General features: G+C 62.8%; 22 protein-coding genes. 9 read left to right on the top strand and 13 right to left on the bottom strand.

Annotated elements, in window-relative coordinates; translation table 11 throughout:
• Positions 1–100 precede the first annotated feature (100 nt).
• From tnpA to ACTJI6_RS17485, 8 genes are all read left to right on the top strand, one after another.
• Entirely contained in the window at positions 101–520 is a 420-nt protein-coding gene (tnpA, locus tag ACTJI6_RS17450; protein WP_440798008.1) for an IS66-like element accessory protein TnpA, read from the top strand.
• Entirely contained in the window at positions 514–873 is a 360-nt protein-coding gene (tnpB, locus tag ACTJI6_RS17455) for an IS66 family insertion sequence element accessory protein TnpB (RefSeq protein ID WP_214273084.1), read from the top strand. Before tnpA ends, tnpB begins: the two co-directional genes overlap by 7 nt.
• 68 nt (positions 874–941) lie before the next feature.
• A complete protein-coding gene (gene tnpC, locus ACTJI6_RS17460; RefSeq protein ID WP_080622378.1) occupies positions 942–2507 on the top strand; it encodes an IS66 family transposase in 1566 nt (521 codons plus the stop codon).
• A gap of 26 nt (positions 2508–2533) precedes the next feature.
• Positions 2534–3034 carry a tripartite tricarboxylate transporter TctB family protein gene (locus ACTJI6_RS17465; protein WP_440802472.1) on the top strand — a complete coding sequence of 167 codons (501 nt, stop codon included), beginning with the start codon at positions 2534–2536 and terminating at the stop codon, positions 3032–3034.
• Positions 3031–4542 (top strand): tripartite tricarboxylate transporter permease, encoded by a 1512-nt coding sequence (locus tag ACTJI6_RS17470; protein WP_440802474.1) that lies wholly within the window; start codon positions 3031–3033, stop codon positions 4540–4542. Before ACTJI6_RS17465 ends, ACTJI6_RS17470 begins: the two co-directional genes overlap by 4 nt.
• Positions 4543–4604: 62 nt before the next feature.
• The gene (locus ACTJI6_RS17475; protein WP_440802475.1) at positions 4605–5519 is read left to right on the top strand and encodes a 2-hydroxyacid dehydrogenase; all 915 of its coding nucleotides are present in this window, start codon (positions 4605–4607) and stop codon (positions 5517–5519) included.
• On the top strand, positions 5513–7255 hold the full coding sequence (locus tag ACTJI6_RS17480; RefSeq protein WP_440802476.1) for an IlvD/Edd family dehydratase: 1743 nt from the start codon (positions 5513–5515) through the stop codon (positions 7253–7255). Before ACTJI6_RS17475 ends, ACTJI6_RS17480 begins: the two co-directional genes overlap by 7 nt.
• A gap of 21 nt (positions 7256–7276) precedes the next feature.
• Complete coding sequence (locus ACTJI6_RS17485) at positions 7277–8086, top strand: HpcH/HpaI aldolase family protein (protein ID WP_440802478.1); 810 nt, start codon at positions 7277–7279, stop codon at positions 8084–8086.
• Here the strand turns inward: ACTJI6_RS17485 and ACTJI6_RS17490 are convergent.
• The 10 genes from ACTJI6_RS17490 to ACTJI6_RS17535 all read right to left on the bottom strand — a co-directional run bounded on the left by ACTJI6_RS17490 (position 8083) and on the right by ACTJI6_RS17535 (position 18452).
• Positions 8083–9216, bottom strand: a complete 1134-nt coding sequence (locus ACTJI6_RS17490; RefSeq protein WP_440802480.1) for a mandelate racemase/muconate lactonizing enzyme family protein — start codon at positions 9214–9216, stop codon at positions 8083–8085. The two genes, ACTJI6_RS17485 and ACTJI6_RS17490, sit on opposite strands and share 4 nt — an antisense overlap.
• Positions 9209–10243 carry a tagatose 1,6-diphosphate aldolase gene (locus ACTJI6_RS17495; RefSeq protein ID WP_440802483.1) on the bottom strand — a complete coding sequence of 345 codons (1035 nt, stop codon included), beginning with the start codon at positions 10241–10243 and terminating at the stop codon, positions 9209–9211. The genes ACTJI6_RS17490 and ACTJI6_RS17495 overlap by 8 nt, the downstream gene beginning before the upstream one ends.
• On the bottom strand, positions 10243–11169 hold the full coding sequence (locus ACTJI6_RS17500) for a PfkB family carbohydrate kinase (RefSeq protein WP_440802485.1): 927 nt from the start codon (positions 11167–11169) through the stop codon (positions 10243–10245). Before ACTJI6_RS17500 ends, ACTJI6_RS17495 begins: the two co-directional genes overlap by 1 nt.
• Positions 11151–12602 carry an NAD-dependent succinate-semialdehyde dehydrogenase gene (locus tag ACTJI6_RS17505; RefSeq protein ID WP_440802488.1) on the bottom strand — a complete coding sequence of 484 codons (1452 nt, stop codon included), beginning with the start codon at positions 12600–12602 and terminating at the stop codon, positions 11151–11153. Before ACTJI6_RS17505 ends, ACTJI6_RS17500 begins: the two co-directional genes overlap by 19 nt.
• Positions 12602–13666, bottom strand: a complete 1065-nt coding sequence (locus ACTJI6_RS17510; RefSeq protein ID WP_440802490.1) for an ABC transporter ATP-binding protein — start codon at positions 13664–13666, stop codon at positions 12602–12604. Before ACTJI6_RS17510 ends, ACTJI6_RS17505 begins: the two co-directional genes overlap by 1 nt.
• On the bottom strand, positions 13666–14658 hold the full coding sequence (locus ACTJI6_RS17515) for an alcohol dehydrogenase catalytic domain-containing protein (protein ID WP_440802491.1): 993 nt from the start codon (positions 14656–14658) through the stop codon (positions 13666–13668). The genes ACTJI6_RS17510 and ACTJI6_RS17515 overlap by 1 nt, the downstream gene beginning before the upstream one ends.
• A 2-nt stretch (positions 14659–14660) precedes the next feature.
• Positions 14661–15488, bottom strand: a complete 828-nt coding sequence (locus ACTJI6_RS17520; protein ID WP_440802493.1) for a carbohydrate ABC transporter permease — start codon at positions 15486–15488, stop codon at positions 14661–14663.
• Position 15489: 1 nt separating this feature from the next.
• Positions 15490–16359, bottom strand: a complete 870-nt coding sequence (locus ACTJI6_RS17525; protein ID WP_440802494.1) for a carbohydrate ABC transporter permease — start codon at positions 16357–16359, stop codon at positions 15490–15492.
• 11 nt (positions 16360–16370) lie between these two features.
• Positions 16371–17108: an SDR family NAD(P)-dependent oxidoreductase gene (locus tag ACTJI6_RS17530; RefSeq protein ID WP_440802495.1), complete on the bottom strand. Its 738-nt coding sequence runs from the start codon at positions 17106–17108 to the stop codon at positions 16371–16373.
• Between the two features lie 63 nt (positions 17109–17171).
• Positions 17172–18452, bottom strand: a complete 1281-nt coding sequence (locus ACTJI6_RS17535; RefSeq protein ID WP_440802497.1) for an ABC transporter substrate-binding protein — start codon at positions 18450–18452, stop codon at positions 17172–17174.
• Positions 18453–18596: 144 nt separating this feature from the next.
• Here ACTJI6_RS17535 and ACTJI6_RS17540 point away from each other — a divergent pair, with 144 nt between their 5' ends.
• Positions 18597–19652 (top strand): LacI family DNA-binding transcriptional regulator, encoded by a 1056-nt coding sequence (locus ACTJI6_RS17540; protein WP_440802499.1) that lies wholly within the window; start codon positions 18597–18599, stop codon positions 19650–19652.
• A 21-nt stretch (positions 19653–19673) separates the two neighbouring features.
• Here the strand turns inward: ACTJI6_RS17540 and ACTJI6_RS17545 are convergent, their stop codons facing one another.
• Genes ACTJI6_RS17545 through hisD form a run of 3 tightly spaced genes read right to left on the bottom strand, consistent with a single transcriptional unit; the run spans position 19674 to position 22704 of the window.
• On the bottom strand, positions 19674–20660 hold the full coding sequence (locus tag ACTJI6_RS17545; protein WP_440802500.1) for a zinc-dependent alcohol dehydrogenase: 987 nt from the start codon (positions 20658–20660) through the stop codon (positions 19674–19676).
• A complete protein-coding gene (locus tag ACTJI6_RS17550; protein WP_440802501.1) occupies positions 20657–21394 on the bottom strand; it encodes an SDR family NAD(P)-dependent oxidoreductase in 738 nt (245 codons plus the stop codon). Before ACTJI6_RS17550 ends, ACTJI6_RS17545 begins: the two co-directional genes overlap by 4 nt.
• Positions 21391–22704 carry a histidinol dehydrogenase gene (gene hisD / locus ACTJI6_RS17555; protein WP_440802502.1) on the bottom strand — a complete coding sequence of 438 codons (1314 nt, stop codon included), beginning with the start codon at positions 22702–22704 and terminating at the stop codon, positions 21391–21393. The genes ACTJI6_RS17550 and hisD overlap by 4 nt, the downstream gene beginning before the upstream one ends.
• Positions 22705–22724: the final 20 nt, after the last annotated feature.

The following is a 22724-nucleotide window of genomic DNA, read 5'->3' on the forward strand; positions in this document are numbered from 1 at the left end:
GTAAGCGCGACGCTGATCCCCTCCTGCCGCTGGTGATCTGAACGGGCCAATCTCCGTGCGCATGAACGTCGGAGGTGTTGGCTTGGAACGAGACGGCAAAATGGGCGGCCATTTGGACGGCTTCTCGGATGGTGGGGTTTCGCGGCTGGAAGTGATGGAGGGGCCGACCGGGCGTCAGCGACGCACGAAGGCGGAGCGGGCGCGGATTGCGGCGGAAAGCTTGGTGCCGGGAACTTCGGTGACCGAAGTCGCGCGGCGGCACGGGACGACGCGCTGGCAGGTTTATGACTGGCGGAAGAAGCTACGGGACGGACAGCTTGTCGTGCCCGAGAGCGTGGCGGCACTGCCGATGTTTGCAGAACTGGTCGTCGAGGGCGCCGCAGCGGAGATGCCGGCAGAGACGGAGGCCAGCACCGGCGTGGAGATTGTTGTGGGTGATGTCGTGATCCGCGTCGGCGCAGATACCGATGAGGTTCTGCTTACGCGGTCGATCCGAGCGGCGCGGGCGGCGGCATGGTGATGCTCGGCCAGGGCGGGCCGGTGAAGGTCTACGTGGCGACGCGGCCGGTGGACTTCCGCAAGGGCATCGACGGGCTGGCGCTGGCGGTGCAGGAGATGTTCGGGCTCGACCCGTTCTGCGGGGCGGTCTTCGTCTTCCGGGCGAAGCGGGCAGATCGTATCAAGATTCTGGTCTGGGACCAGACCGGGATGGTGCTCGTTCACAAGCGCCTCGAGGGCGGCAAGTTCGTCTGGCCGCAGGTGCGGGATGGGGTGATGCGCCTGTCCTCGGCGCAGCTGGCGGCGCTGTTCGAGGGGTTGGACTGGAGACTGGTAAGACCCGAGCGGGTGCGCCGCCCGCTGGTTGCAGGGTAAGTGCATCCGACGCACTGGAGGCCCCGTTTTTACTGGCCAGAACGGCATCAGCGTGATTCACTTCAGGCATGGATGCCGACACTCTCAGCCGCGAGAACGCTCATCTGAAGGCCCGCCTCGCGGAGGTCGAGGCAGCGCTCGCGGAGGTACAGGAGGCAAACCGCCGGCTGGAGGGTATCCTGCGCACCTCGCAGCGCGAGCGCTTTGGCAAGAGTTCCGAGAAGTTGTCACCCGACCAGTTCAATTTGCCGCTCGAGGACGCCGAACTGGCCCAGGGCGTGCTTGAGGCCGCGCAGGAGAAGGCTGAAGCCGCGCTTTCCCGGGCGCGAGGGGAAGAACCTCGCAAGCCCGCGCGCAACCGTGGGCATCTGCCGGCGCATCTGCCCCGGGTCGAGCGCGTGATCGAGCCGGCCAGCACCCTTTGCCCCTGCGGTTGTGGTGAGATGGCCCGGATCGGGGAGGATGTCTCCGAGCGGCTCGACGTGATCCCGGCGCAGTTCCAGGTTCTTGTGACGCGGCGCCCCAGATATGCCTGTCGCCGCTGCTCGCAGGCCGTAGTGCAGGCTCATGCGCCCGAGCACGTCGTGCCGGGCGGCCTGCCCACCGAGCGGCTGATCGCATGGATCATCATCTCGAAGTTCGGCGACCACCTTCCGTTTTACCGCCAGGCGGGGATCTTCGAGCGGCAGGGGCTCCACCTCGACCGCGGCACATTCGGCAATTGGGTCGGCCGCGCCTGCTTCCACCTGATGCCCGTGATCGACCACATGAAGGTCCACCTGCGCGTCGCCGACCGGATCTTCGTCGACGAGACCCGCGCGCCTGTTCTGGAGCCGGGCCGGAAGGCCACCAAGAGCGGCTACTTCTGGGCCGTCGTATCCGACGATCGCGGGCATGGCGGTGCCGGCCCGCCCCTCGTGCTGTTCCACTACGCTCCCGGTCGGGGACGGGAACATCCGCTTAGGTTCCTGGCCGGATACCGCGGCCGGTTCCTGCAATGCGACGCCTACCAATCCTACAATGCGCTGACCGAGATCACGCGCGATGAGGGGCCGTGGCAGCTGGTCTATTGCTGGACCCACGTCCGCCGCCGCTTCGTCAAACGCGTCGAGAGCGACGGCTCGCCCATCGCCGAGGAGATGCTGCGCCAGATCGCATTGCTGTATCAGATCGAAAAGACCGTGCGCGGCAAGGACCCGGCCGTCCGCATGGCCATCCGACGCGAGCAATCCGCCCCGATCATCTCCGCGCTCAAGCCCTGGCTGGAGACCCAGCTCTCGCGCATCCCGCGGAAGTCCCTGCTGGCCGAGGATATCCGCTACACCCTCGCGCACTGGCCCGGCCTGATCCGCTTTATCGACGATGGCACCCTCGAGCTGGACACCAACCCGGTCGAAAACCAGATCCGTCCGATCGCGCTGACCCGGAAGAACGCCCTCTTCGCCGGGAACGAAATCGGCGCCGAGAACTGGGCCATGCTCGCCTCGCTGGTTGCCACCTGCAAGCTGTCCGGCGTGAACCCCGTCGACTACCTCGCCGATACCCTCCGGGCCATCCTCGACGGACACCCCAGATCCCGCATCGAGGACCTCATGCCCTGGTGCTACGACCAAGCGTCAAGCCTCGCTGCATAGGGCCTCGTCGTCGCGCTTACCACCAAATGAACAGTCCTGACAAAGATGGCGCGGTCAATCCGCGTAGGGAGTTAAACCTTGATACAGCTATTTCGGGCGTGGCCTTACTGGCCGCGCTTGGCCTGCTTGTTATAACGCTGCAGGACAAGCGGGCACAGGTCAACATCGCTGCGGCCGATGCACCGGCTGACCTGCCGCTGATCCTTCTGGGTCTGTGGGCTCTGCTGTCGGCGATCATATTCATACGCTCATTGATGCCGGGACAATATGAGGACATCGCGCCCTTGGGCCTGATGCGGCAAGCACCAATTGTGCTCATTCTGACAGTTACCATTCTGGCGATGCTCAGTTTTGGTTACCTAATCCCCGTGTCAGTCGGCCTTGCATTGGTGCTCTGGCTTTTGGGCGAAAGGCGCCCCTTAGCATTTGGTTTGACATGGCTTGTGCTTGGCCCAGGCCTCTGGGCGCTGCTGCATCACATCCTGCAGATCCGCCTGCCATCGCTGTTGTCGGGGGGATTGCTGTGATCGCCGCTGTTCAGGACGCTTTCCTTCAGGTTTTCGCCTTTGGCCCTCTAGCAGCGATTCTTGTAGGCACGGCCTTTGGCATCATTATCGGCGCGTTGCCCGGGCTGGGCGCGGTTGTCGGCATCTCGATCTGCCTGCCATTCACATTTGGCATGCCGATCATCCCCAGCATGTCCCTACTTTTGGGCGTTTATTGCGGGGCTGTCTACGGTGGCTCGATCTCAGCCATCCTAATAAATTCGCCTGGTACGCCGCAGTCGGCTGCGACAACGCTTGATGGCTATCCCATGGCCTTGCGCGGCGAGGCGGGCTTGGCGCTTGGTTGGGTTACAATGTCCTCGGTTCTCGGTGGGCTGATCTCTTGCGTGATCCTGATCATCGGCGCGCCGCAAATCTCAAGATTTGCAACCAATTTTGGCTCGGTTGAGGTCTTTGCCCTGATCGTACTTGCGTTGACTTGCATTTCGTCCGTGTCCAAGGGCGCGATGAGCAAGGGGCTGTTGATGGGCGTGGTCGGCCTCATGTTGTCCTTGATCGGCACCGATCCCGTAACAGGCGCCGAGCGTTTCACCTTTGGCACCGTTTTCCTGAGCGGCGGACTGGAATTGATTGCTGTTGTCATCGGGGTCTTTGCGTTGTCTGAGGCATTCAGCCGCATTGCTGTCAAGCACGAGAATGAGCATCGAATGCAGACCTCTGGCACGCGGATGATCCTGCCTCCGCTTTCGGCATGGAAGGGTCGCGGAGGCATCCTGATGCGCAGTTCGGGCATTGGCTGTCTGATCGGCGCACTGCCGGGAACAGGACCTGCGACCGCAGCCTTTGTCGCCTATGCCCTTGGCAAGCAAAGCTCGAAAAGAGGTGACAATTTTGGCAAGGGCGAGCCGGATGGACTGATTTCCTGCGAATCCGCCAATAACGCGGTAACCGGCAGCGCGATGATTCCGACGCTAGCACTTGGCATTCCGGGTGATGTCGTGACTGCCATTCTGATGAGCGCGCTCGTGATTCAAGGCATTACTCCTGGCATTCAGCTGATGTCAGAAAATGCAGGCACGGTGAACGCGATTTTTCTGGCTCTGATCCTGATCAACATTGCGATGTTGTTCTTGGCATTTCCGCTGATCCGCATCTTCGGCGCGCTTCTGTCGTTGCCGGAGCGGGTAATCATGGCGGGCGTGTTTATCTTTGGCATGTTGGGCGCAATCACAGTGCGGGGAAATCCTCTTGATGCGCTGACGGCGCTGATTTTCGGTGTGATCGCGATGTTTCTGCGTGCGGGTCGTTATCCGTTGGCGCCACTAGTCATTGGGCTGGTCCTGGGACCGCAGTTTGAACAGAACCTTCGGCGGGGACTGCTGATCCATGACGGAAATTTTCTAGCCTTCTTCACCGCAAGCTGGATTGCTTCGGCGCTGTTCCTGACGGTGCTGCTGGTACTGGCTGGCCCGCCGCTGCTGACGCAGATCAAAGGCAGACCAGCGAAGTTTGTCGGTCAAGAAGAGTAAAGCCGCACGATCCTGGGCATTTCTGCAACTGGGATCGTTGCGCTTCGATCTGAGGAGAATTCATGGACATGCGTCCCACCATCCTGAAGATGGGTCCGCTGATGCCTGAGCTGGAGGCCGCACTGACCAGCCGCTTTGACGTAATCGGCCTGTCCGACGTGACGGAGAGCGCCGCCCGAATTTCGGGCATCGCCACCTCTACGCGTTACCCGATAACAACCGACCTGCTGGATCGATTGCCCGCACTGCGCGTGATCTCGTCTTTTGGGGTTGGGATGGATCATCTTCCGCTGGAAGCAGCGAAGGCGCGTGGCATCGCAGTTCACAACACACCCGGCGTGCTGGATGACGATACTGCGAGCATGGCACTGGCCCTTGCACTGGCAGTGACGCGGCGCATCGTCAGCAATCACCTTTATGTTGCATGTGGGGAGTGGGGTCGAGCCGCCGCACCGCCCCTCGGTGTATCGCTGTCAGGCAAGACAGTTGGTATCGCCGGTCTTGGCGCGATAGGCAGCATCGTAGCAAAAAGATTCTGCGCCTTCGGCTGTCATATCGCCTATTTCGGCCGTAGGCGACGTCACAATTGCGATTACGATTTCCATGGAAATCTTGAGACACTTGCGGCGGCAAGCGACCTTCTAGTCGCTACCCTGCCGGGTGGGCCGCAGACGCAAGGCATTATCGACGCTGCGGTCTTTCGCGCCTTGGGCTCGCAGGGTTATTTCATCAACATCGGACGAGGCAGCACCTTAGATCAACCGGCCCTGATCGAAGCTTTGCGGAATGGGACCATCGCCGGCGCAGGCCTGGACGTGTTTCAAGATGAACCGGAGGTGCCGAAGGCCATGTTCACGATGTCCAACGTCGTTCTGCAACCCCATCAGGCGAGCGCCACCGCCGAAACCCGCGCTCGCATGGCCGATCTCGTCCTGGAGAATCTGGTGCGCCACTACACAGAGCGAGCAGCATGCTGAAACGAACTAAAAAGACCCTCGACGAGCTGCGCTCACAGCGCTGGTATGCCTCTGACGACATCAGGGGCTTCGCCCATAGGCAGCGTACCCAGCAGACAGGCCTGCGGCGTGAAGAGTTTATGGGTAAGCCCGTGATCGGCATCCTGAACACTTGGTCCGACATGAGCCCCTGCCACGCGCATCTTCGGGACCGCGCACAGGCGGTCAAGCGCGGCGTCTGGCAGGCTGGCGGTTACCCGGTCGAACTGCCTGCGCTGTCTGTGGGCGAGGTGATGGTCAAGCCGACGACCATGCTTTACCGCAACTTTCTGGCGATGGAGGCCGAGGAACTGCTGCGTTCGCACCCGGTTGATGGCTGCGTGCTTCTGGGCGGGTGCGACAAGTCCACCCCGGCCTTGCTGATGGGCGCGATCTCCATGAACCTGCCTGCCATCTTCTGTCCGGCAGGGCCGATGTCAAATGGCCGTTGGCGGGGGACTCTGACCGGGGCAGGCACGCACACCAAGACTTACTGGAATGCGCTCCAGCGGGGCGAGATCGGCGCCAGTGACTGGGTCGATCTGGAATCGCGGATGACACGGTCGTTCGGGACGTGCAACACAATGGGCACGGCTTCTACCATGACATCGATCATCGACGCCATGGGGCTGTGCCCGACCGGCGCATCCTCCATCCCAGCTGTAGACTCGGGCCACGCGCGCATGGCGTCGTGGTGTGGCGAGCGGGCGGTTCAGATGGTTTGGGAGGATCTGAAGCCTAGCGACATCCTGACCCCAGAAAGCCTCTCGAACGGAGTGGCAGCCTACATGGCGCTTGGCGGGTCGACCAATGCCGCCATTCACCTGATAGCAATGGCGCGGCGGGCCGGACTGTCCCTGACGCTTGACGATCTCGCGCGGGCGGCGGCGCGCATCCCCGTACTGGCCAACTTGTTTCCGTCAGGCAACAAGCTGATGGAGGATTTCTGGTTCGCGGGCGGTCTGCCCGCTTTGCTGGCAAAGCTGGGCGATCATATCAATCGTGCATGCGTTACGGTCGAGGGTAGACCCATCGGCGAGGTCGTCGACCGGGCCGAATGTTACGACGACGAAACCATCCGCAGTTTGGAACATCCTGTCGTGCCCCTGGACAAAGGACGCACACTGGTTGCGCTGCGGGGCAACCTGGCGCCGCAGGGTGCGATCATGAAGACATCCGCGGCCACCCCCGAGCTGCTGGTCCATCGCGGTCCGGCACTCGTCTTCGACGATCCGGGCGCGATGAACGCCGCCTGTTCGCGTGAAGATCTGGAGATTACGCCTGACCACGTCCTAATCCTGCGGAATGCGGGGCCCGTCGGCGGACCGGGGATGCCGGAATGGGGCAATCTTCCCATCCCAAAGGCTCTTCTAAAGCGCGGCATAAACGATATCGTGCGCATCTGTGACGGTAGGATGAGCGGAACACATTTCGGCACCTGTGTGCTGCATGTCTCTCCCGAAAGCGCGGTCGGCGGGCCTTTGGCGCTGGTGCACGATGGTGACATGATCGTGCTGGATGCCGTCGCCGGCACGCTGCAGCTGGATGTGCCGGAGGCCGAACTGACGCGGCGGCGCCAGGAATGGAGGCCGCTCCAACCGCGCTATTCGCGTTCCTTCACCGCACTTTACCAGCGGCATGTATCTCAGGCGCATGACGGCTGCGATTTCGACTTTCTCGAAGGGACGGAAGCGGTCCCCGAGCCCCCGATCTACTGAAGACATGAAAGAGCTTTTCCCATGGACCTGATGACCAACCCGTTCAAGGCCGCGCTGCGCGGGGACAAGGTGCCTCTGGGCACATGGCTGATGACCGGCGCGCCCGGCCCGACCGAGGCGATCGGCCATTGCGGCTTTGATTTTCTGGTGTTGGATATGGAGCATGTGCCGATCTCGATCACGCTGCTGCCTGATATCCTGCGCGCGATTGCGACGACGCCCGCCGTGCCGCTGGTGCGGCTTGCATGGAACGACCGGGTGATGATCAAGCAGGCTTTGGACGCCGGGGCAGGGTCGATCATGGTGCCCTTTGTCGAGAACGCGGCTGAGGCCGCCGAGGCGGTGGCCAGTTGCAAATACCCACCTTTTGGCAAGCGAGGCGTTGCCGCCGTTCATCGCGCTTCGCGTTTCGGGGCGGCGGTTGATTATTTCGGGCGGGCGGATGACGAGACTTGCTTGATCGTGCAGCTTGAAAGCTCCGAGGCCGTAGACCGCATGGCCGAGATCGCTGCGGTGCCGGGTGTGGACGGTGTCTTCGTGGGGCCGGGGGATCTGGCTGCCTCAATGGGGTATATTGGCCAGATCGGCCATGCCGAGGTGCAAGCCAAGATCGCCGAAGCCGGGCGCACAGCACGCGACAAAGGCATACCTGCGGGCATCGTCGGGCCGACGCCGGAAATGGTGCGCGGCTTCATCGACATGGGGTTTAGCTTTGCTGCGGTTGCGTCGGACATGTCGTTCATGACGACCCGCGCGCGACAGGTGCTGGGGGAACTACGGCGTGACAAGGCGCCGGCGCAGGCCATGTCGGCCGGGGCTTCGGCCTACTAGGCGCGGACGTCGCGGCGCAGCGTTTCTTGCGCCGCGATCACCGGAGGCAGCGCGTCGATGCCAAGCCCCGGTGCATTGGACAGGTGCCAGCTCCCGTCGCGCACATGCCCGGCCAGGTCACAGATCGCGCCGCGCAGGATGTTGGGGTTCACGTCCACCTCCAGAAGGCCCGGCCCGCCCGCGGCGGCCAACACATGGGCCGAGGCCATAAGCCCGATACCGCCGCCCAAGAAATGCGGGCAATAGGTCCGCCCTGCCGCCAGCGTCTGCCTCGCGACGGCAAGGCAGCCGGTGATCCCGCCCCATTTCGCTACATCGGGCTGGACATACGTCAGATAGGGCAGGGCATCCACGAAAGCCGCCATCCCGGTGATGTTCTCGCCTCCGGCCAGCGGAACGCCGGTTGCCGCCAACCGCTGCCAGTCGGCGGCGGGGGCGTCCGCGGGGATCGGCTCTTCGATCCACTCGGGGCGGGCACGCGTCAGAAAGAACAGCGCCCGCTTTGTGTCCCATGCCTGATTGGCATCGGTGAACAAGCGCTCGCCGGGGGATAGGCTGTCGCGGATCGCGGTCAGCTTGTCCGGTTCGGTGTCGATGTCAAAACCGACCTTGACCTTGAAGGCAGCAAAGCCGAGCGTCCTCGCCCGCTGGATTTCCCGCCCTGCAGCGTCGATATGGATGCCGCTTGCATAGGCCGGTACCCGCGCCGCCGCATCCGGGGCCAGCATGCGTGCCACGGGCAGCCCCGCCCGTCGCGCGACCAAGTCCCATGCGGCGATGTCAAGTGCGGCGATGACCTGCGCGAACGGCCCCGGCTCGCCGCATTGCAGCGCGCGGATGCGGGTCGCCCGGGTCAATGTGTCGAACATCACGCCAGGATCGGGCCATGCCCGACCCATCACCAGGTCGGCCACGTCATCCGCCAGCAGGTTGACGCGGTGTTCCGCCCCCGCGGCGGGCCAGTTGGCAAAGGCCTCACCCCAGCCGTGACAGCCATCCGCATCCTCGATCCGCACGAAGACTGCCGGCCGGTTGCGCATGATCCCGAAGGATGTCGCCACCGGCACCTCGATCGGGACGCGAAAGGCCTGCGCGGTGATGCGCGTGATGGTCAGGCTGGTCTCAGGCATAGGCGCAGGTGAAGCCGCCTTCGCGGTCGATCCCGTCAAAGGAATAGACGGGACGATACGGCTTGGCCTCGGCCCGCGTCAGGGCGCCAAGATCGCGCAGGATGCCCAGCCCCTTGCCCCGCAGCGCGTCCAGAACCGCAGCTTCGTTGGGAAAATGCGACTGAATTGCATCCAGCCAGATCGTGCGGCCCGCCAAAAAGCCCTGCGCCCCTGCTGCATAGGAATAGCTCAGCACGCGCTTGAACTGCTCGGTCGCCGCACCGCCCGACAGCAGCACCCACGGAATACCGGCATCGGCGCAGATGCGGCCCATCTCGTCAAAGGCCTGCGCCGCCTCGGAGGCCGCCGCACTGCCGTCGCGTTCGGGCAGGGATGCAGCGGGCAGCGGCGTTTCCAGCTTGTACAGGTCCACACCGTATTCCGGCTTGGCGAATTCGCGCACGCTTTCCAGAACCAAATCAGCGCGCTTGTCGGCGCTTTCGACGTAGTCAGTGGTGTGGCGCGCGCTGTCTGGGAAGGGATAGACCAGCAACTCTAGCACGTAGGGGATGTCATGCCGGCGGCATTCGGCACCGACGGTGCGGACATAGTCGCGCTGGTGGGCCAGCACCTCGGGTGAGGCATCGGGGCGATACCAGGCCAGTACCTTGACTGCGTCTCCGCCGATACGGCGGATCTTTTCGACGGTCCAGTTGTCGATCGACCGCGACAGCCGCCCGCCCGGCGTGTCGGCAAAGCGGTGCTCTTCCAATGTGACGATCAGTCCCTTGTTGGCGGGCAGAACATCCAGTGCGGCCGGAACGGCAAAGTTCGGGTCAAACAGCATCGAGGATGCCTCGCCCGACAGCGCCTGAACCAGCATCCGTTTGGCCGCCAGCATGTCAGCGAAGCTGACCTGATCGGGCTGGATGCCGCGGGCCTTGGCGATGGCCTGCACCATCGGCGGCCGCTGATCCAGTGCAACCATGGTGAAATGCCCGTCCGCGTCCGCCAAGCGGGCCAGCCCGCGTTGTTTGCCAATGCTCATCATGTAGTGGACCTCCATAGTGCCACGGTATCGTTGAAATTCGGAATGCCCGCGCGGCCTCCGGGCCGGGTGCATTTCAGCGCCGCTGCGGCCGAGGCGAACCCGGCCGCCTGCGCCGCATCCGCGCCCGCTGCGATTGCCATCGCCCAGGCTCCGTGAAAGACATCACCCGCGCCAGTCGTGTCGACCACCTTGACGTGAAACGCGGGCCGGTGGCGCCTTTGGCCGTTTTCCAGCCACTCCACCCCCTTGTCGCCACGCGTGACGGCAGCGATCTTGCAGCCATGCTCGGCCACGATGTCCAGCCGTCCGCCCGCAAACTCCTCCAGCGCCTGTTCCGAAAAGATCGCGTGATCGGCCAGCGGCAGCAGCTTGTGAAAGACCTGCCTGTCGGCCACGTCGGCGTCTAGAATGGTCGGGATGCCGTAGGCGCGGGCAATGGTGAACAAGTGTATCGCGCCCTCAGTCCAGCGCGGATCGGCCAGAACGGCGCCTGCATTGCCCGTATCGGCGGGCAGCCAGTCCGGCTCAACCGGCAGGTTGCCGCCGCGGAAATTGACGATTAGCCGCTCACCTGCGCCATCGACCATGATCCCCGAAACGGATGAGCGCGCGCCGGGAAACAGCCGGAACTGTTCGACATCGACTCCCCCAAGCGCCAGTTCGCGGCGCATGGCGTCGCCCGCGGCATCCTGTCCCGCGCGGCCCCAGAACCGCGCCTGCCCACCCAATTTGGCAATCGCGACCGCAGCGGTTGCGGCCATGCCGCCCCCGGTGCTGTCAAAGCGGCTGGCCCGGTGTTTTCCCGCACGACTGGGCAGGGCATCCATCGTCCAGATATGATCCTGCGCTGCCAAGCCCAGGCAGATCACGGCCGGATTCCGGCTGCTCCACCCCTCGGGCAGCATCACAGCCCCGCCAGGCACAGGTATTTCATTTCGACATATTCCTCAATGCCGTGACGAGAGCCCTCGCGGCCAAGCCCCGATTGCTTGACGCCGCCAAAGGGCGCTGCCTCGTTCGCTAGCATGCCCGTGTTGATGCCAACCATCCCACTTTCCAGCCGTTCAGCCACCCGGAACACGCGCGCCAGATCGCGGCTGTAGAAATAGGCGGCCAGGCCGAACTCGGTAGCATTGGCCATTCGGATCGCCTCGTCTTCGGTCGCGAAGGGGATCACGGGGGCGAGGGGGGCAAAAGTTTCCTCGCGCGCCACAAGGGCGTCGGGGCTGACGCCGGTAATGACGGTGGGCTGGAACCATGTGCCGCCAAGCGCATGGCGTTTACCACCGATAACAACCCTGGCGCCGCGTTCAACGGCGTCCTGCAGATGCGCTTCCATCTTTTCGACTGCGGCCATATCGATCAGGGGACCCTGTTCGACGCCTTCCTCGGTGCCGCGCCCGACAATCAGCTTTTCGGCGGCCCGACCCAGCCTGCGCGCGAATTCATCTGCAATGCTTTCATGAACATAGATGCGGTTGGCGCAGACGCAGGTCTGGCCCGAGTTGCGGAACTTGGCGATCATGGCGCCTGCTACGGCTGCGTCCAGATCGGCATCCTCAAAGACCAGGAACGGCGCATTGCCGCCCAATTCCAGTGACAGCCGCTTGATGTCGTCGGCGCTTTCGCGGATCAGCCACCGGCCCACCTCGGTCGAACCGGTGAAGCTGATCTTAGCGACTGTCGGGTTCTTGCAGAACGCGGTGCCGATCATGCTGGCCTTGCCGGTCACGACCTGGAACACGCCCGCCGGAATGCCCGCACGTTCGGCCAGAACCGCCAGCGACAGGGCCGAAAGCGGCGTCTGAGAGGCAGGCTTGACGATGATCGGACAGCCTGCGGCAAGCGCGGGACCGGCCTTGCGGGTGATCATGCCATTCGGAAAGTTCCAGGGCGTGATTGCGGCGCAAACGCCGATCGGCTGCTTCAGCACGATGATGCGGCGGTCGGATGCAGGGGCGGGGATGACCTCGCCATAGATGCGTTTCGCCTCTTCGCCGAACCATTCCAGATAGGCAGCGTTCGAGACGATCTCCCCCTTGGCCTCGGCCAGCGACTTGCCCTGTTCGGCGGTCAGGATCTGGGCCAGATCATCGGCATTCTCGATGATCAGGTCGAACCAGCGGCGCAGCAGTTTCGCGCGTTCCTTCGCGGGGCGGGCGGCCCAATCCTCGCGCGCGGCCTCGGCAGCGTCGATGGCGCGGGTGATCTGCGCCTCGCTCAGCGAAGGGACGCGGCCAACGGTGCTGCCGTCGGCGGGATTGGTGACATCGATGCCGCCCGCGTCCGCCTTGATCCATTCGCCCGCGACATAGGCTGCGTCGGTGAACAGGGTTGGGTCCTTGAGCTTCAGCATCAGATGCTCCTTTCCTTGGGGTGGATGCGCGTTTCCGTCTGGGGGTCAAAGACCAGCGCCTTGCCCGGCGCGACGCCAAGATGCAGGATCTGTCCCGCTTGCGGGCGGGTATCAGGCGATACGCGCGCGATGATCTGCTGGCCAGCCAGTTCGGCATGGACCAGCGTGTCCGAGCCCAACGGCTCGACCAGCCGGATGCGTGCAGGGGCGCCGTCTTCACGGGGTTCGAAATGTTCGGGGCGGACGCCCACCGTGACCTCGTCCGCAACGCTCGCAGGCAGACCAGGCAAGGCAGTTCCGTCGCCCAGCATCAGCGCACCGTTCCGCCCCTGCGCCGGCAGGAAATTCATCGAGGGCGAGCCGATGAAACCCGCCACGAACATGTTGACGGGATCGTCGTAAACCTGCTCGGGGGTGCCGACCTGCTGGATTTCGCCCGCTTTCATGACCACGATGCGGTCGGCCATGGTCATCGCCTCGACCTGATCGTGGGTGACGAACACCATCGTCGTGCGCAGTGTGTCCGATAGCGCCTTGATTTCGGCGCGTACCTGTCCGCGCAGCTTAGCATCGAGGTTCGACAATGGTTCGTCGAACAGGAACACCTGCGGATCGCGGACGATGGCGCGCCCCATCGCGACGCGCTGGCGCTGTCCACCCGACAGCGCCTTGGGGCGGCGGTCCAGGTAGGGGGCGATGTCCAGCAGTCGTGCGGCCTCGTCGACCTTGGGCGCGATCTCAGCCTTGGACATGCCGCGCATCTCCAGCGCAAAGGTCATGTTCTGGCGCACCGTCATGTGCGGATAAAGCGCATAGTCCTGAAACACCATGGCGATGTCGCGACGCGCGGCGGGAACGTCGTTGACGCGCTTCTCGCCGATCAGCAGATCGCCGCCGTCGATGCTTTCCAGCCCGGCCAGAACCCGCAGCAGCGTCGATTTTCCGCAGCCCGAGGGGCCGACCAGAACGATGAACTCTTCGTCCTCTATTGTCAGGCTGAGGTTCGGAATAACGGTCATGCCGCCATATTTCTTGGTCAGGTTGCGGATCGTGATCGAGGCCATCAGCGCGCCTCCCTGAATGACAGAACAGGTTTGATGGATCGGCCCTGCGCGAATGTGGCGAACTTGTCCGGCAGCGCGGCCAGCGGAAAGGCGTCATCCACCAGTCGGGCATAGCGGTCGCGGTTGGCGCGCAGCAACTCGACATTGGCGTCGAAATCGCCTTTTGGGAAATAGAAGGTCCGCAGCAGGACGAAATCCTTGCGCCGGAAAACCTTGTCCTCAATGATGGTCCAGGGAGCGGCGTTTTCGCCCACCAGCACGATCACCCCTTTAGGCAGAATCTGTGCAATTGCATGGTTGCGAGCGGGATGTGCGCCCGAGCATTCGACGATCAGGTCATAGCGGTTTTCCGTATCGCCCACCGGGACGATGCGGGCGCCGAAATCGGCGGCAATGGCGGCGCGGGCTGGGTTCGGCTCGGCCACCTCGATGCGGTCATGCCCAAGCGCCTGCGCCGCCAGAACGACGCCCAGGCCCACTGGACCCGCACCGGTCACCAGCACGCGCTGCCCATCCGTTGCCAGATGCCGCGCCGCTTCTCGCAGCGCATGGGCGGACGTGCCGATCGTGTCCAGCAGCAACGGCGCCAGATCGGCCGGGATATCGTCCGGCACCGGAAGCAGGCAATTTTCCGGCACCGCGACATATTCGGCGTAACCGCCATCGCGGTTCCAGCCGATCAGGGACGACACCGTCAGGCAGCTTTGCGTATTGCCTGCCGCGCAGGCCTGACACGTCCCGCAATGCATCGGGATATAGACCACGCACAGGCGGTCGTGCAGGGGATGGCCGGGGGCGCTGACATGCCCCGCGATCTCGTGCCCCGCAATGAATTGCGCACCGGCGTGCCACAGCTTGAAATCCGATCCGCACAGCGCGTTTGCAGCGACGCGAAGCAGAACCTCGCCTGGTCCGGGATCAGGCACCGGGCGCGTCACGATGCGGATCAGGTCGTCGCCCATGAAATCCGCAGCCTGCATCTCATTGGTCATGGTCATCCTTTCACCGCCCCGAGCGTTAGCCCCGAGATCAGCCAGCGTTGAACGATTGCCGCCAGCACCAGCGGGGGCAATGCGATGATCGTCGCAGCCGCCATCAATCCGCCCCAGTTCGTCGATCCTTCGCCGATGAAGTTGAAGGACGCCGCGATAAGTGTCTTGGACTGGGAGTTCGACAGCACCAGCGAGAACAGGAAGAAGTTCCACGAGAACACGAAGGCCAGGATCGCCGACACTGCCAGCCCGGACGACACCAGCGGCAGCGCGATCCGGCGGAAGATGCGCGTCGGCGCGCAGCCGTCCACCTGCGCGGCCTCGTAGATCGACCGCGGGATGTTGTCGAAATAGGGCAGCAGCACCCAGATCACCACGGGCAGCGTAATGACCGCGTGGGTCAGGATCAGCGCCCAGTAGCTGCCGATCATGTCCACCTGCCGGAACATCACATACCAAGGCAGCAAGAACAGCGTTCCCGGCGCCATCCGCGCCATCAGCGTGACGACGGCGGGCCATGTGATCCGCGTCCATGACGCGACAAAGGCCGCAGGTGCGCCAAGCGCCAGCCCCAGCACCGTCGACCCCATTGTCACGATCAGCGAGTTCAGCGCGTACTGGCCAAAGGGAGTGGTGCTGTTCAGCGTCGCGTAATTCTCAAGCGTCGGTTGAAAGATCAGCGTCGGCGGAAAGGCCGTGACCTCGTAGGACGGCTTGAAGGACGACAGCACCATCCAGACCGTGGGCGTCATTACCACAATGCCCGCCAGCACCAGCAGCACGAAGTTGACCCAGTCCAGCCAGCGATTGTCCGAGGGTTTCGATGCCATGTTACCACTCCACCGCGGCGCGCAGCCGGTTCAGGGCAATAACGGCGCCCAGCACCAGCATCGATAGAGTGACCATCAGCGCGCCCGCATACCCCAGTTGAAAGAACTCGAACCCCGTGCGGAAACCGTAGATGTTCAGTGTCATCGAATGATCCGAAGGTCCGCCCTGCGTCGTGATGTAGATCAGGTCGAAGAACCGCAGCAGATCGACCGAACGCAGCACCATCGCCGTCACCAGCGTCGGCAGCAGCAGCGGCAGGGTGATGCGCCAGAAAACCTTGTGCGGGGGGGCGCCGTCGATCTCGGCCGCCTCGTAGACGGATGGTGGCAGCGATTGCAGCCCGCCCAGGACGATCAGCGCGACATAAGGCGTCCATTGCCAGCTGTCGATCATCGCCAGCGTCGGCACCACGACCGCGGGACTGGCCAGCCAGGCCGAGGGCGGCAGCCCCATCGCGGTCAGCAGCCAGTTCGCTGCACCCAACGACGGGTCAAGGATCACCAGCCACATCATCCCGGCCACCACCGGCGGCATCATGAAGGGCGATATGAACAGAGACCGCACGATCCCCGGCAGACGCTTGGCGCGGAACAGCAGCAGCGCCAGCACCGTGCCGAACACCATCTGCAGTGCCAGTGACAGAACATACAGGTACAGCGTCACCCAGATGCCGTTCCAGAACTGGTCGTCCACCACCATGCGGGCATAGTTCTGCGGCCCCCAGCCGATGATCTGGCCGGTCGAGGAATAAGATTGAAAGCTCATCCAGAGCGTGTAGATCAGCGGAAAGGCGATCATGCCCAGCGTAAAGACCAGCGCCGGCAGCGACATGGCCGCCATCTGGCTGCGATGTTCGGGGTTCACGTTCATCGCATCCTCCCTCAGCCGGCCAGAAAGCCGCCATCGACCATCATGACGCTTCCGGTCACGTAATCGGCGGCGGGCATGCACAGATAGGCAACCTGACCCGCCACATCCTGCGGCTGGCCCCAGCGTTTCATCGCGGTGCGCGCGGCGATGCGTTCATAATGCTCTCGATCGGCGCGCCCCGCGGCGTTCAGCGGCGTTTCGATATAGCCCGGCGCGACCGCGTTGACCCGTATGCCATCCGCAGCCCATGCATGGGCCAGTGCGCGGGTCAACATCACCAGACCGCCCTTGGAGGCGCAATAGGCCGGCAGCCGCGGCAGAGCTGCAAAGGCGTTCATCGAGGCGATGTTGACGATGCTGCCCCTGGTTTCGACCAGGGCCGCATGAAACGCGGTGCAGCAGCGCATCGCACCGGTCAGGTTCACGTCGATTACTTGGCGAAACACATCAATGTCGTATTCCTCGTCGCGGCGCAGAATACCGGCACAGTTGACCAGCGCATCGACGCGGCCTGCGTCGGCAGCAAAGTCGCGGACGGCATTATCGTCGGTAATGTCCAGTACAGCGGTTCGTAGCCCATCCTGCGGCTGCAGGTCTGTGGATTTCAGATCGGCCTCGGTGGCGCCGGTCGCTCTCACCTGCGCGCCCAGGTCCAGGAACTGCCGAGTGATGGCGCCGCCGATGGCACCCAGACCGCCGATGACAACGACGTGATAGGGGTCGGGCAGGCTGAAGGAACGTGCTGACACGGGGCTTTGCCTTCCTGAAGGATTAGGGATGCGGCGGCGGGTGAGACACCCGCCGCCCGGCGCTCAGTCGCGCGCGATCAGTTCGTTCAGCGCGACGTCCGCCTTGGCGCAAGCGTCCTCGACGCTACTGCCCAGCAGAACATCGCCGACTGCCTGGCCGATATATTCCCGCGACTCGGGATTGCCGACGATAGGAAAGCCGATCTCGGACGTGCCGGTGTCGGCCAGCTGCGTCAGCGCTGCCTGCCATTGCTGTCGTACTGGACTTTCGTCCAGCCAAGCTTTGTATTCCGGGGCTTCGGCGACCGCCGCGCGAGGCGGCGCAATGCCCGCAAGGGCGAATTGCTCCTGCATCTTTGGGCTACTGGCCCACTGCAGGAAATACCAAGCCGCGTCGGGATTTGCCGCCTTGTCTGAAATCGCCAGCGCCCAGCCGATAACCGTTGGGTGCGAGCCGCCAGGGCCAGGCGGCAACGGAATGATCGCGGTGTCCTCAAGCCGGTCGCCGCCTTCCATTACGCCGCTGAACTCGTTGGAGGACTCGAACGACATGGCAGAGCGTCCGGCACGGTATAGCGCCGTCAATTGTTGGAAGCTGTAGTTCACGACACCGGGCGGGCCAAAGTCGCGGAGCAGGCCCCCATACAGCGACAGCGCGTCCTTGACCGGCTGCGAGCACATTGCGGACTGGCCGTCCGCCATGTAGCTGCCGCCCATGTTGTGCATGAAGCCCGCGAACGTATAAGGCACCGCCGCCGCCAGGCCGCGCGAGGCGAATGGGGTAACATCGCTGCATTCCTTCAGCTTCTCGGCATCCGCGCGAATATCATCCAGAGAGGCCGGCGCATCCAGCCCGCATTCCTCGAAGATGTCGGTGCGGTAATACAGCAGCGGCCCCTCAATGTTCAGCGGCACGCCGGTCAGTTGGCCGTCAAAGGTCGCTGCCTCAATTAGAGCGGGCGCGAAGCCCTGTGCGTCGTAATCGGGCGCCACTTGCTGCATGTATGGAGTCAGATCGCGATACCAGCCGGCTTTAGCGAACTGCATCCCCTCGCGCGAGGGCAAAGTCATGAAGACATCGACCTCATCGCTGCGCGCGTTCATCACTGTCATGAGGCGCTGGCGCATTTGCTGTTCTTGATAGCCATCGATTACCAAATCGATGCCGGTCAGCTCTTCAAACTCTGCTTCGTGATCAATCAGCAATTTCCCGATTGGGTTGCTGTTAGCAAGAAAGTGGACTGTTTTTCCCTCGTGCGCTCGCCAATCGAACTCTTGTGCTGCAATCGCAGAAGTCGAGGTCGCGAGCATCAAGAAAGTCAGGCTCAATAGTCGTCTGGACATAAGTTCCTCCTCCGATGTCCGCCGTCCTCCCAAACGGCGTGTAACCGGTTACATAAAGTATTGAACGCGAATCGTCAACATTCATCAGGAGAAATCCAAAGACCTTGTGCATTTGAAGATACGCGCGATAATGGATGCGAGGAGATGTCGCCCGTGACCGCTTGTAAGGAACAAAGGATTCTTGGAAACCGCACTGCTATTGGCATCCGCGATGTAGCGCGGCATGCGGGTGTTTCGACTGCTACTGTGTCGCGCGCGCTGAACAAGCCAGAAAGCGTCAGCAGGGATTTGCGTGAACGGATCAGCCGCATCATTCAGGAAATCGGTTACATTCCTGACGCTTCGGCTCGTGCATTGTCTTCAAAAAGAACCCGCACTATCGGGGCCATTGTTCCGACAATAGATAACGCAATGTTTGCACAGGGAATACAGGCGTTGCAGGATTACCTAGCACGCCAAAACTATCTGCTGCTGTTGGCAACGAACCAATATGATCTGGATATCGAACTGCAGCAGGCGCGAAACTTAATAGAACGAGGCGTCGATGCGCTAATCCTGCGCGGCGATGAACGTCATCCCGACTTGCGCCGCCTGCTTCAGACCAAAGCGATTCCTTTCGTCAACGTCGGCGTGTTTGAGCCGGCAAAGCCCAATCCCTCTATCGGAACCGACAATGCCGAGGCGGGGCGCGTGCTGGCTCGTTACATTGCTGGCCTGGGACATCGCCGCGTGGCAATCGTAGCGGCGCATCAACGCAACAATGATCGAGCTCAGGCCCGTCTGCGCGGCATCACCGAGGGGCTGTCTGAAAGTGGTGTTACAGTGCCGCCAGAATGGTTGCTGCACGTAAATTATGCATTGGATGATGCGGGCAATGCAGCACGCACGCTGCTGTCGCCCGAGATGCGGCCAACTGCGATCATCTGCGGCAACGACGTCATCGCCTATGGTGTGATGATGGCTGCGATCAGACACGGGGTCGCCGTTCCGCAACAACTCTCCATTGCAGGTTTCGATGATCTTGAATGGAGCCGCCATCTGCAGCCTAGCCTAACGACGATCCACATGCCCACCAATGAAATCTGGAGACGAGCAGGCAGCTTTCTGGTTGATCTTCTGGCCGGTCAAAGGCCTTTGCCTCATCAGCGCGTGGACTTTGCTTTGATCGTTCGGGACTCGACGGCGCCGCCTGCCTGCTAGCGGTTGGCGACGCCGAAGGATTTAAGGAATCAGCGTAACCTTAGGAGCGGCGACTTGCCCAGCAGCGATGCGGGCAAACGCATTTGCTCCATCAGCGAGCGGCACAGCCTGGGCCCAATCCAGCGCGCCCAGCTTGCCGTCGAATATCGCGGCGGCAGCCTCCCGGAAATCGGCGGCGGTATACGTATAAGTACCGATGAAGCTCAACTCCTGCAGGGTCGCACGGCGGATGTCGAGTCCTGGCCCCGCATCCCCCAAACCGATATGGACAAGCACGCCCCCTGGTCGCAAAGCCGTACTCGCCGCACTGCGGGTGGCACCGTACCCCACACCGTCAATGACCAGATCCACATCTTTGGGTAGGGCGACGCTCGGGTCCAGCGTCTCGATCCCATCTTGCGTGGCTGCAATGGCGCGGCGAGGGGGGGAGGGCTCGGACAGGCTGATGTATCCCGCTCCCATGGCGCGCAGAACCAGTGCTGCGCCAAGCCCGATTGCGCCACCACCGATGACCAGACAGCGCGCCTGGTCCAATGGTAGGTCCAGCGCGGCGGCACCCAGCCGGACCGCGTGCCAACCGCAGGCCAGCGGCTCTGCCAGCGAGGCCTGCTGTGAGGAAATGCTGTCAGGAATGGCAACCAGATTGCGCGCTGGTATCGCAAGATATTCAGCAAACCCACCTTCACGCGGCGGCATCGAGATGATCTGCCGTGTCGTGCAAAGATTGTCCCGGCCAGCACGGCAGAAACGGCAAGTGCCGCAGGTGACCAGAGGGTTGATCGCCACTCGCTGCCCCGCCATCGGCCCCGCAATTACGGTTCCTGCAACTTCATGACCAAGGATCAAAGGTGCGGGGCGGCGCTCGTCATGGCCCGCCCACGCGTGCATGTCGGACCCGCAGATGCCCGCTGCCTCGATCCGGATCAGCGCGTCTTCAGGGCCTGGTACCGGGTCGGGAGCGTCGCGCAGGTCGAGTTGTTTGACTGCCGTGTAGACAAGTGCCTTCATTTTGCGGTGAACCCCCCATCAACGTAAAGCACCTGGCCGGTGACATAGTCCGAGGCAGGCGCGCACAGGAAAAGCGCGGGGCCGAGAATGTCGGCCATCGTGCCATTCCGCCCGATACAGGTTTGCGCGGCATTGCGCGCCGACAGCTCCGGGTTGCCGAACACAGGACCGGTCAGTTCCGTTGGAAAGAACCCGGGCGCAAGCGCGTTGGCCGTAATGCCATGCCGTGACCATGCCTCAGCCATCGCGCGGGTCAGTTGCGCGATCCCACCCTTGGATGCCCCATAAGCGATGCCTGCAGCAAAGGCACGCTGACTTTGAAGCGAGGCAAAGTTTACAATCCGTCCCCAGCCTTTGTCGCGCATTGCTGGAACCATCGCCTGCGCAAGGAAAAACGGAACCGTCAGGTTCAGGGCCAGCGTTGCCTGCCAACCCTCCGGCGTGACATCGTCTGCGTGCTGGCGGGTGTTGATCCCTGCCGCGTTGATCAGAATGTCAGGAGGGCCGAATACCTTCGCCACTCGCGCCGCGATGTCCGGCGTGCTAGACGTGTCGGACAAATCGGCGCTGATCGCGGCCGCGGTCTTGCCGTCGCACCAGTCGGGACTGCGCCGTGAGACACAGACCACGCGCGCACCGCCCTGCACCAAGGCCTCCGAAATGGCCATTCCAAGTCCGGAACTTGCGCCAGTGACACAAGCGATCCGGTCCTTGACGCTGAAATCAGGGGTCATGCGACCGCCTCATCATCAAGCTGGAAGGTTTCGTTCGGGAAGTACTTGGCGAGGCGAATGTCTGCGGTGCGAGCATGTCCTTCCATACCCTCCAGCCGCGAGATACGAGCGGTTGCCTCGGCGATGGGCTTTGCGCCTTCGCGAGTGGCACGCTGCCACGTCACCAGCTTCATATATTTATGCACCGACAGCCCGCCAGTATAGCGTGCAGCACCAGAGGTCGGCAGGACGTGGTTCGTCCCTGATGCCTTGTCTCCAAAGGCAACGGTTGTCTCTTCGCCCAGGAAAAGGCTGCCATAGCAGGCCAGCCGGTTCAGCCACCAATCCAGATCAGCGGCCTGGACAGTCAGGTGTTCAGGCGCGTAACGGTCGGCGGTAGCAGCGATTTCTTCGCGCGTTTCGCAGAGGATCACCTCGGCATAATCGCGCCATGCATCGGTGGCATTCTTTGCGTTTACTGGCGGCAAGGTGGCGATCAGCTGCGGCACCCGGGCCATCACGGCATCGGCAAGCGCGCGATTGTCTGTGACCAGCCAGACGGGCGAGTTATAGCCATGCTCCGCCTGACCAACGAGATCCCATGCGACGATCTCGGGGTCAGCGGTGGCATCTGCCAGGACCATGCTGTCGGTTGGGCCGGCGAACATATCAATGCCGATGCGGCCGAACAGAAGTCGCTTTGCCTCGGCCACGAACTGGTTCCCGGGACCGACAAGGATATCGGCAGGCGGCAGCCCGAACAGACCGAATGCCATTGCCGCAATCCCCTGCACGCCGCCAAGCGCCAGGATCTGATCCGCCCCGCACAGATTGGCGGTGTAGACGATTGCCGGGTTCAGCCCTACATCCGGACGGGGTGGTGAGCAGACCGCAATATGTCCGCAGCCCGCGACCTTGGCCGTTGTAACCGTCATCAGGGCCGATGCGACATGGCTATAACGTCCGCCTGGGGCGTAGCACCCTGCGGCCTGACACGGGATTGCCTTCTGCCCAAGGATCAGGCCTGGCTGTATTTCTGTCTGGAAGTCGCGGATGGTTTCTTTCTGCGCCTCGGCAAAGCGGCGGACGTTGTCATGGGCGAAGCGGATATCGTCTTTGACACGTTGCGAAAGAGCAGCGCTTGCGGCGTCGATTTCGTCACGGGTCAACACAATGTTGCCATTGTAGCGGTCAAATTTCTCGGCATAGGCGCGGGCTGCGGCTTCCCCGCCTGCTTCGATCTCAGACAGGATCTTCTGGACAATGGCCTGCGTCTCGCTCGCATCTGATGTGGATACGCGGCCTGCTTTTTTCAGATAAGTAACTGACATGATGTTTCTTCTTTCTGTTT

The organism is Paracoccus sp. 22332 (genome assembly GCF_052045125.1).
Lineage (GTDB): Bacteria > Pseudomonadota > Alphaproteobacteria > Rhodobacterales > Rhodobacteraceae > Paracoccus > Paracoccus haematequi_A.

What these genes read in the sequence shown, in the direction of transcription:
- ACTJI6_RS17525 (WP_440802494.1), bottom strand. Translation starts at nt 16,359, where the DNA reads ATGAACGTGAACCCCGAACATCGCAGCCAGATGGCGGCCATGTCGCTG.
- ACTJI6_RS17550 (WP_440802501.1), bottom strand. Translation starts at nt 21,394, where the DNA reads ATGACCCCTGATTTCAGCGTCAAGGACCGGATCGCTTGTGTCACTGGC.
- tnpC (WP_080622378.1), top strand. Translation starts at nt 942, where the DNA reads ATGGATGCCGACACTCTCAGCCGCGAGAACGCTCATCTGAAGGCCCGC.
- ACTJI6_RS17495 (WP_440802483.1), bottom strand. Translation starts at nt 10,243, where the DNA reads ATGAGCATTGGCAAACAACGCGGGCTGGCCCGCTTGGCGGACGCGGAC.
- ACTJI6_RS17490 (WP_440802480.1), bottom strand. Translation starts at nt 9,216, where the DNA reads ATGCCTGAGACCAGCCTGACCATCACGCGCATCACCGCGCAGGCCTTT.
- ACTJI6_RS17515 (WP_440802491.1), bottom strand. Translation starts at nt 14,658, where the DNA reads ATGACCAATGAGATGCAGGCTGCGGATTTCATGGGCGACGACCTGATC.
- ACTJI6_RS17540 (WP_440802499.1), top strand. Translation starts at nt 18,597, where the DNA reads ATGTCGCCCGTGACCGCTTGTAAGGAACAAAGGATTCTTGGAAACCGC.
- ACTJI6_RS17510 (WP_440802490.1), bottom strand. Translation starts at nt 13,666, where the DNA reads ATGGCCTCGATCACGATCCGCAACCTGACCAAGAAATATGGCGGCATG.
- ACTJI6_RS17545 (WP_440802500.1), bottom strand. Translation starts at nt 20,660, where the DNA reads ATGAAGGCACTTGTCTACACGGCAGTCAAACAACTCGACCTGCGCGAC.
- ACTJI6_RS17485 (WP_440802478.1), top strand. Translation starts at nt 7,277, where the DNA reads ATGGACCTGATGACCAACCCGTTCAAGGCCGCGCTGCGCGGGGACAAG.
- ACTJI6_RS17535 (WP_440802497.1), bottom strand. Translation starts at nt 18,452, where the DNA reads ATGTCCAGACGACTATTGAGCCTGACTTTCTTGATGCTCGCGACCTCG.
- hisD (WP_440802502.1), bottom strand. Translation starts at nt 22,704, where the DNA reads ATGTCAGTTACTTATCTGAAAAAAGCAGGCCGCGTATCCACATCAGAT.
- ACTJI6_RS17505 (WP_440802488.1), bottom strand. Translation starts at nt 12,602, where the DNA reads ATGCTGAAGCTCAAGGACCCAACCCTGTTCACCGACGCAGCCTATGTC.
- tnpA (WP_440798008.1), top strand. Translation starts at nt 101, where the DNA reads ATGGGCGGCCATTTGGACGGCTTCTCGGATGGTGGGGTTTCGCGGCTG.
- tnpB (WP_214273084.1), top strand. Translation starts at nt 514, where the DNA reads ATGGTGATGCTCGGCCAGGGCGGGCCGGTGAAGGTCTACGTGGCGACG.
- ACTJI6_RS17520 (WP_440802493.1), bottom strand. Translation starts at nt 15,488, where the DNA reads ATGGCATCGAAACCCTCGGACAATCGCTGGCTGGACTGGGTCAACTTC.
- ACTJI6_RS17465 (WP_440802472.1), top strand. Translation starts at nt 2,534, where the DNA reads ATGAACAGTCCTGACAAAGATGGCGCGGTCAATCCGCGTAGGGAGTTA.
- ACTJI6_RS17480 (WP_440802476.1), top strand. Translation starts at nt 5,513, where the DNA reads ATGCTGAAACGAACTAAAAAGACCCTCGACGAGCTGCGCTCACAGCGC.
- ACTJI6_RS17475 (WP_440802475.1), top strand. Translation starts at nt 4,605, where the DNA reads ATGGACATGCGTCCCACCATCCTGAAGATGGGTCCGCTGATGCCTGAG.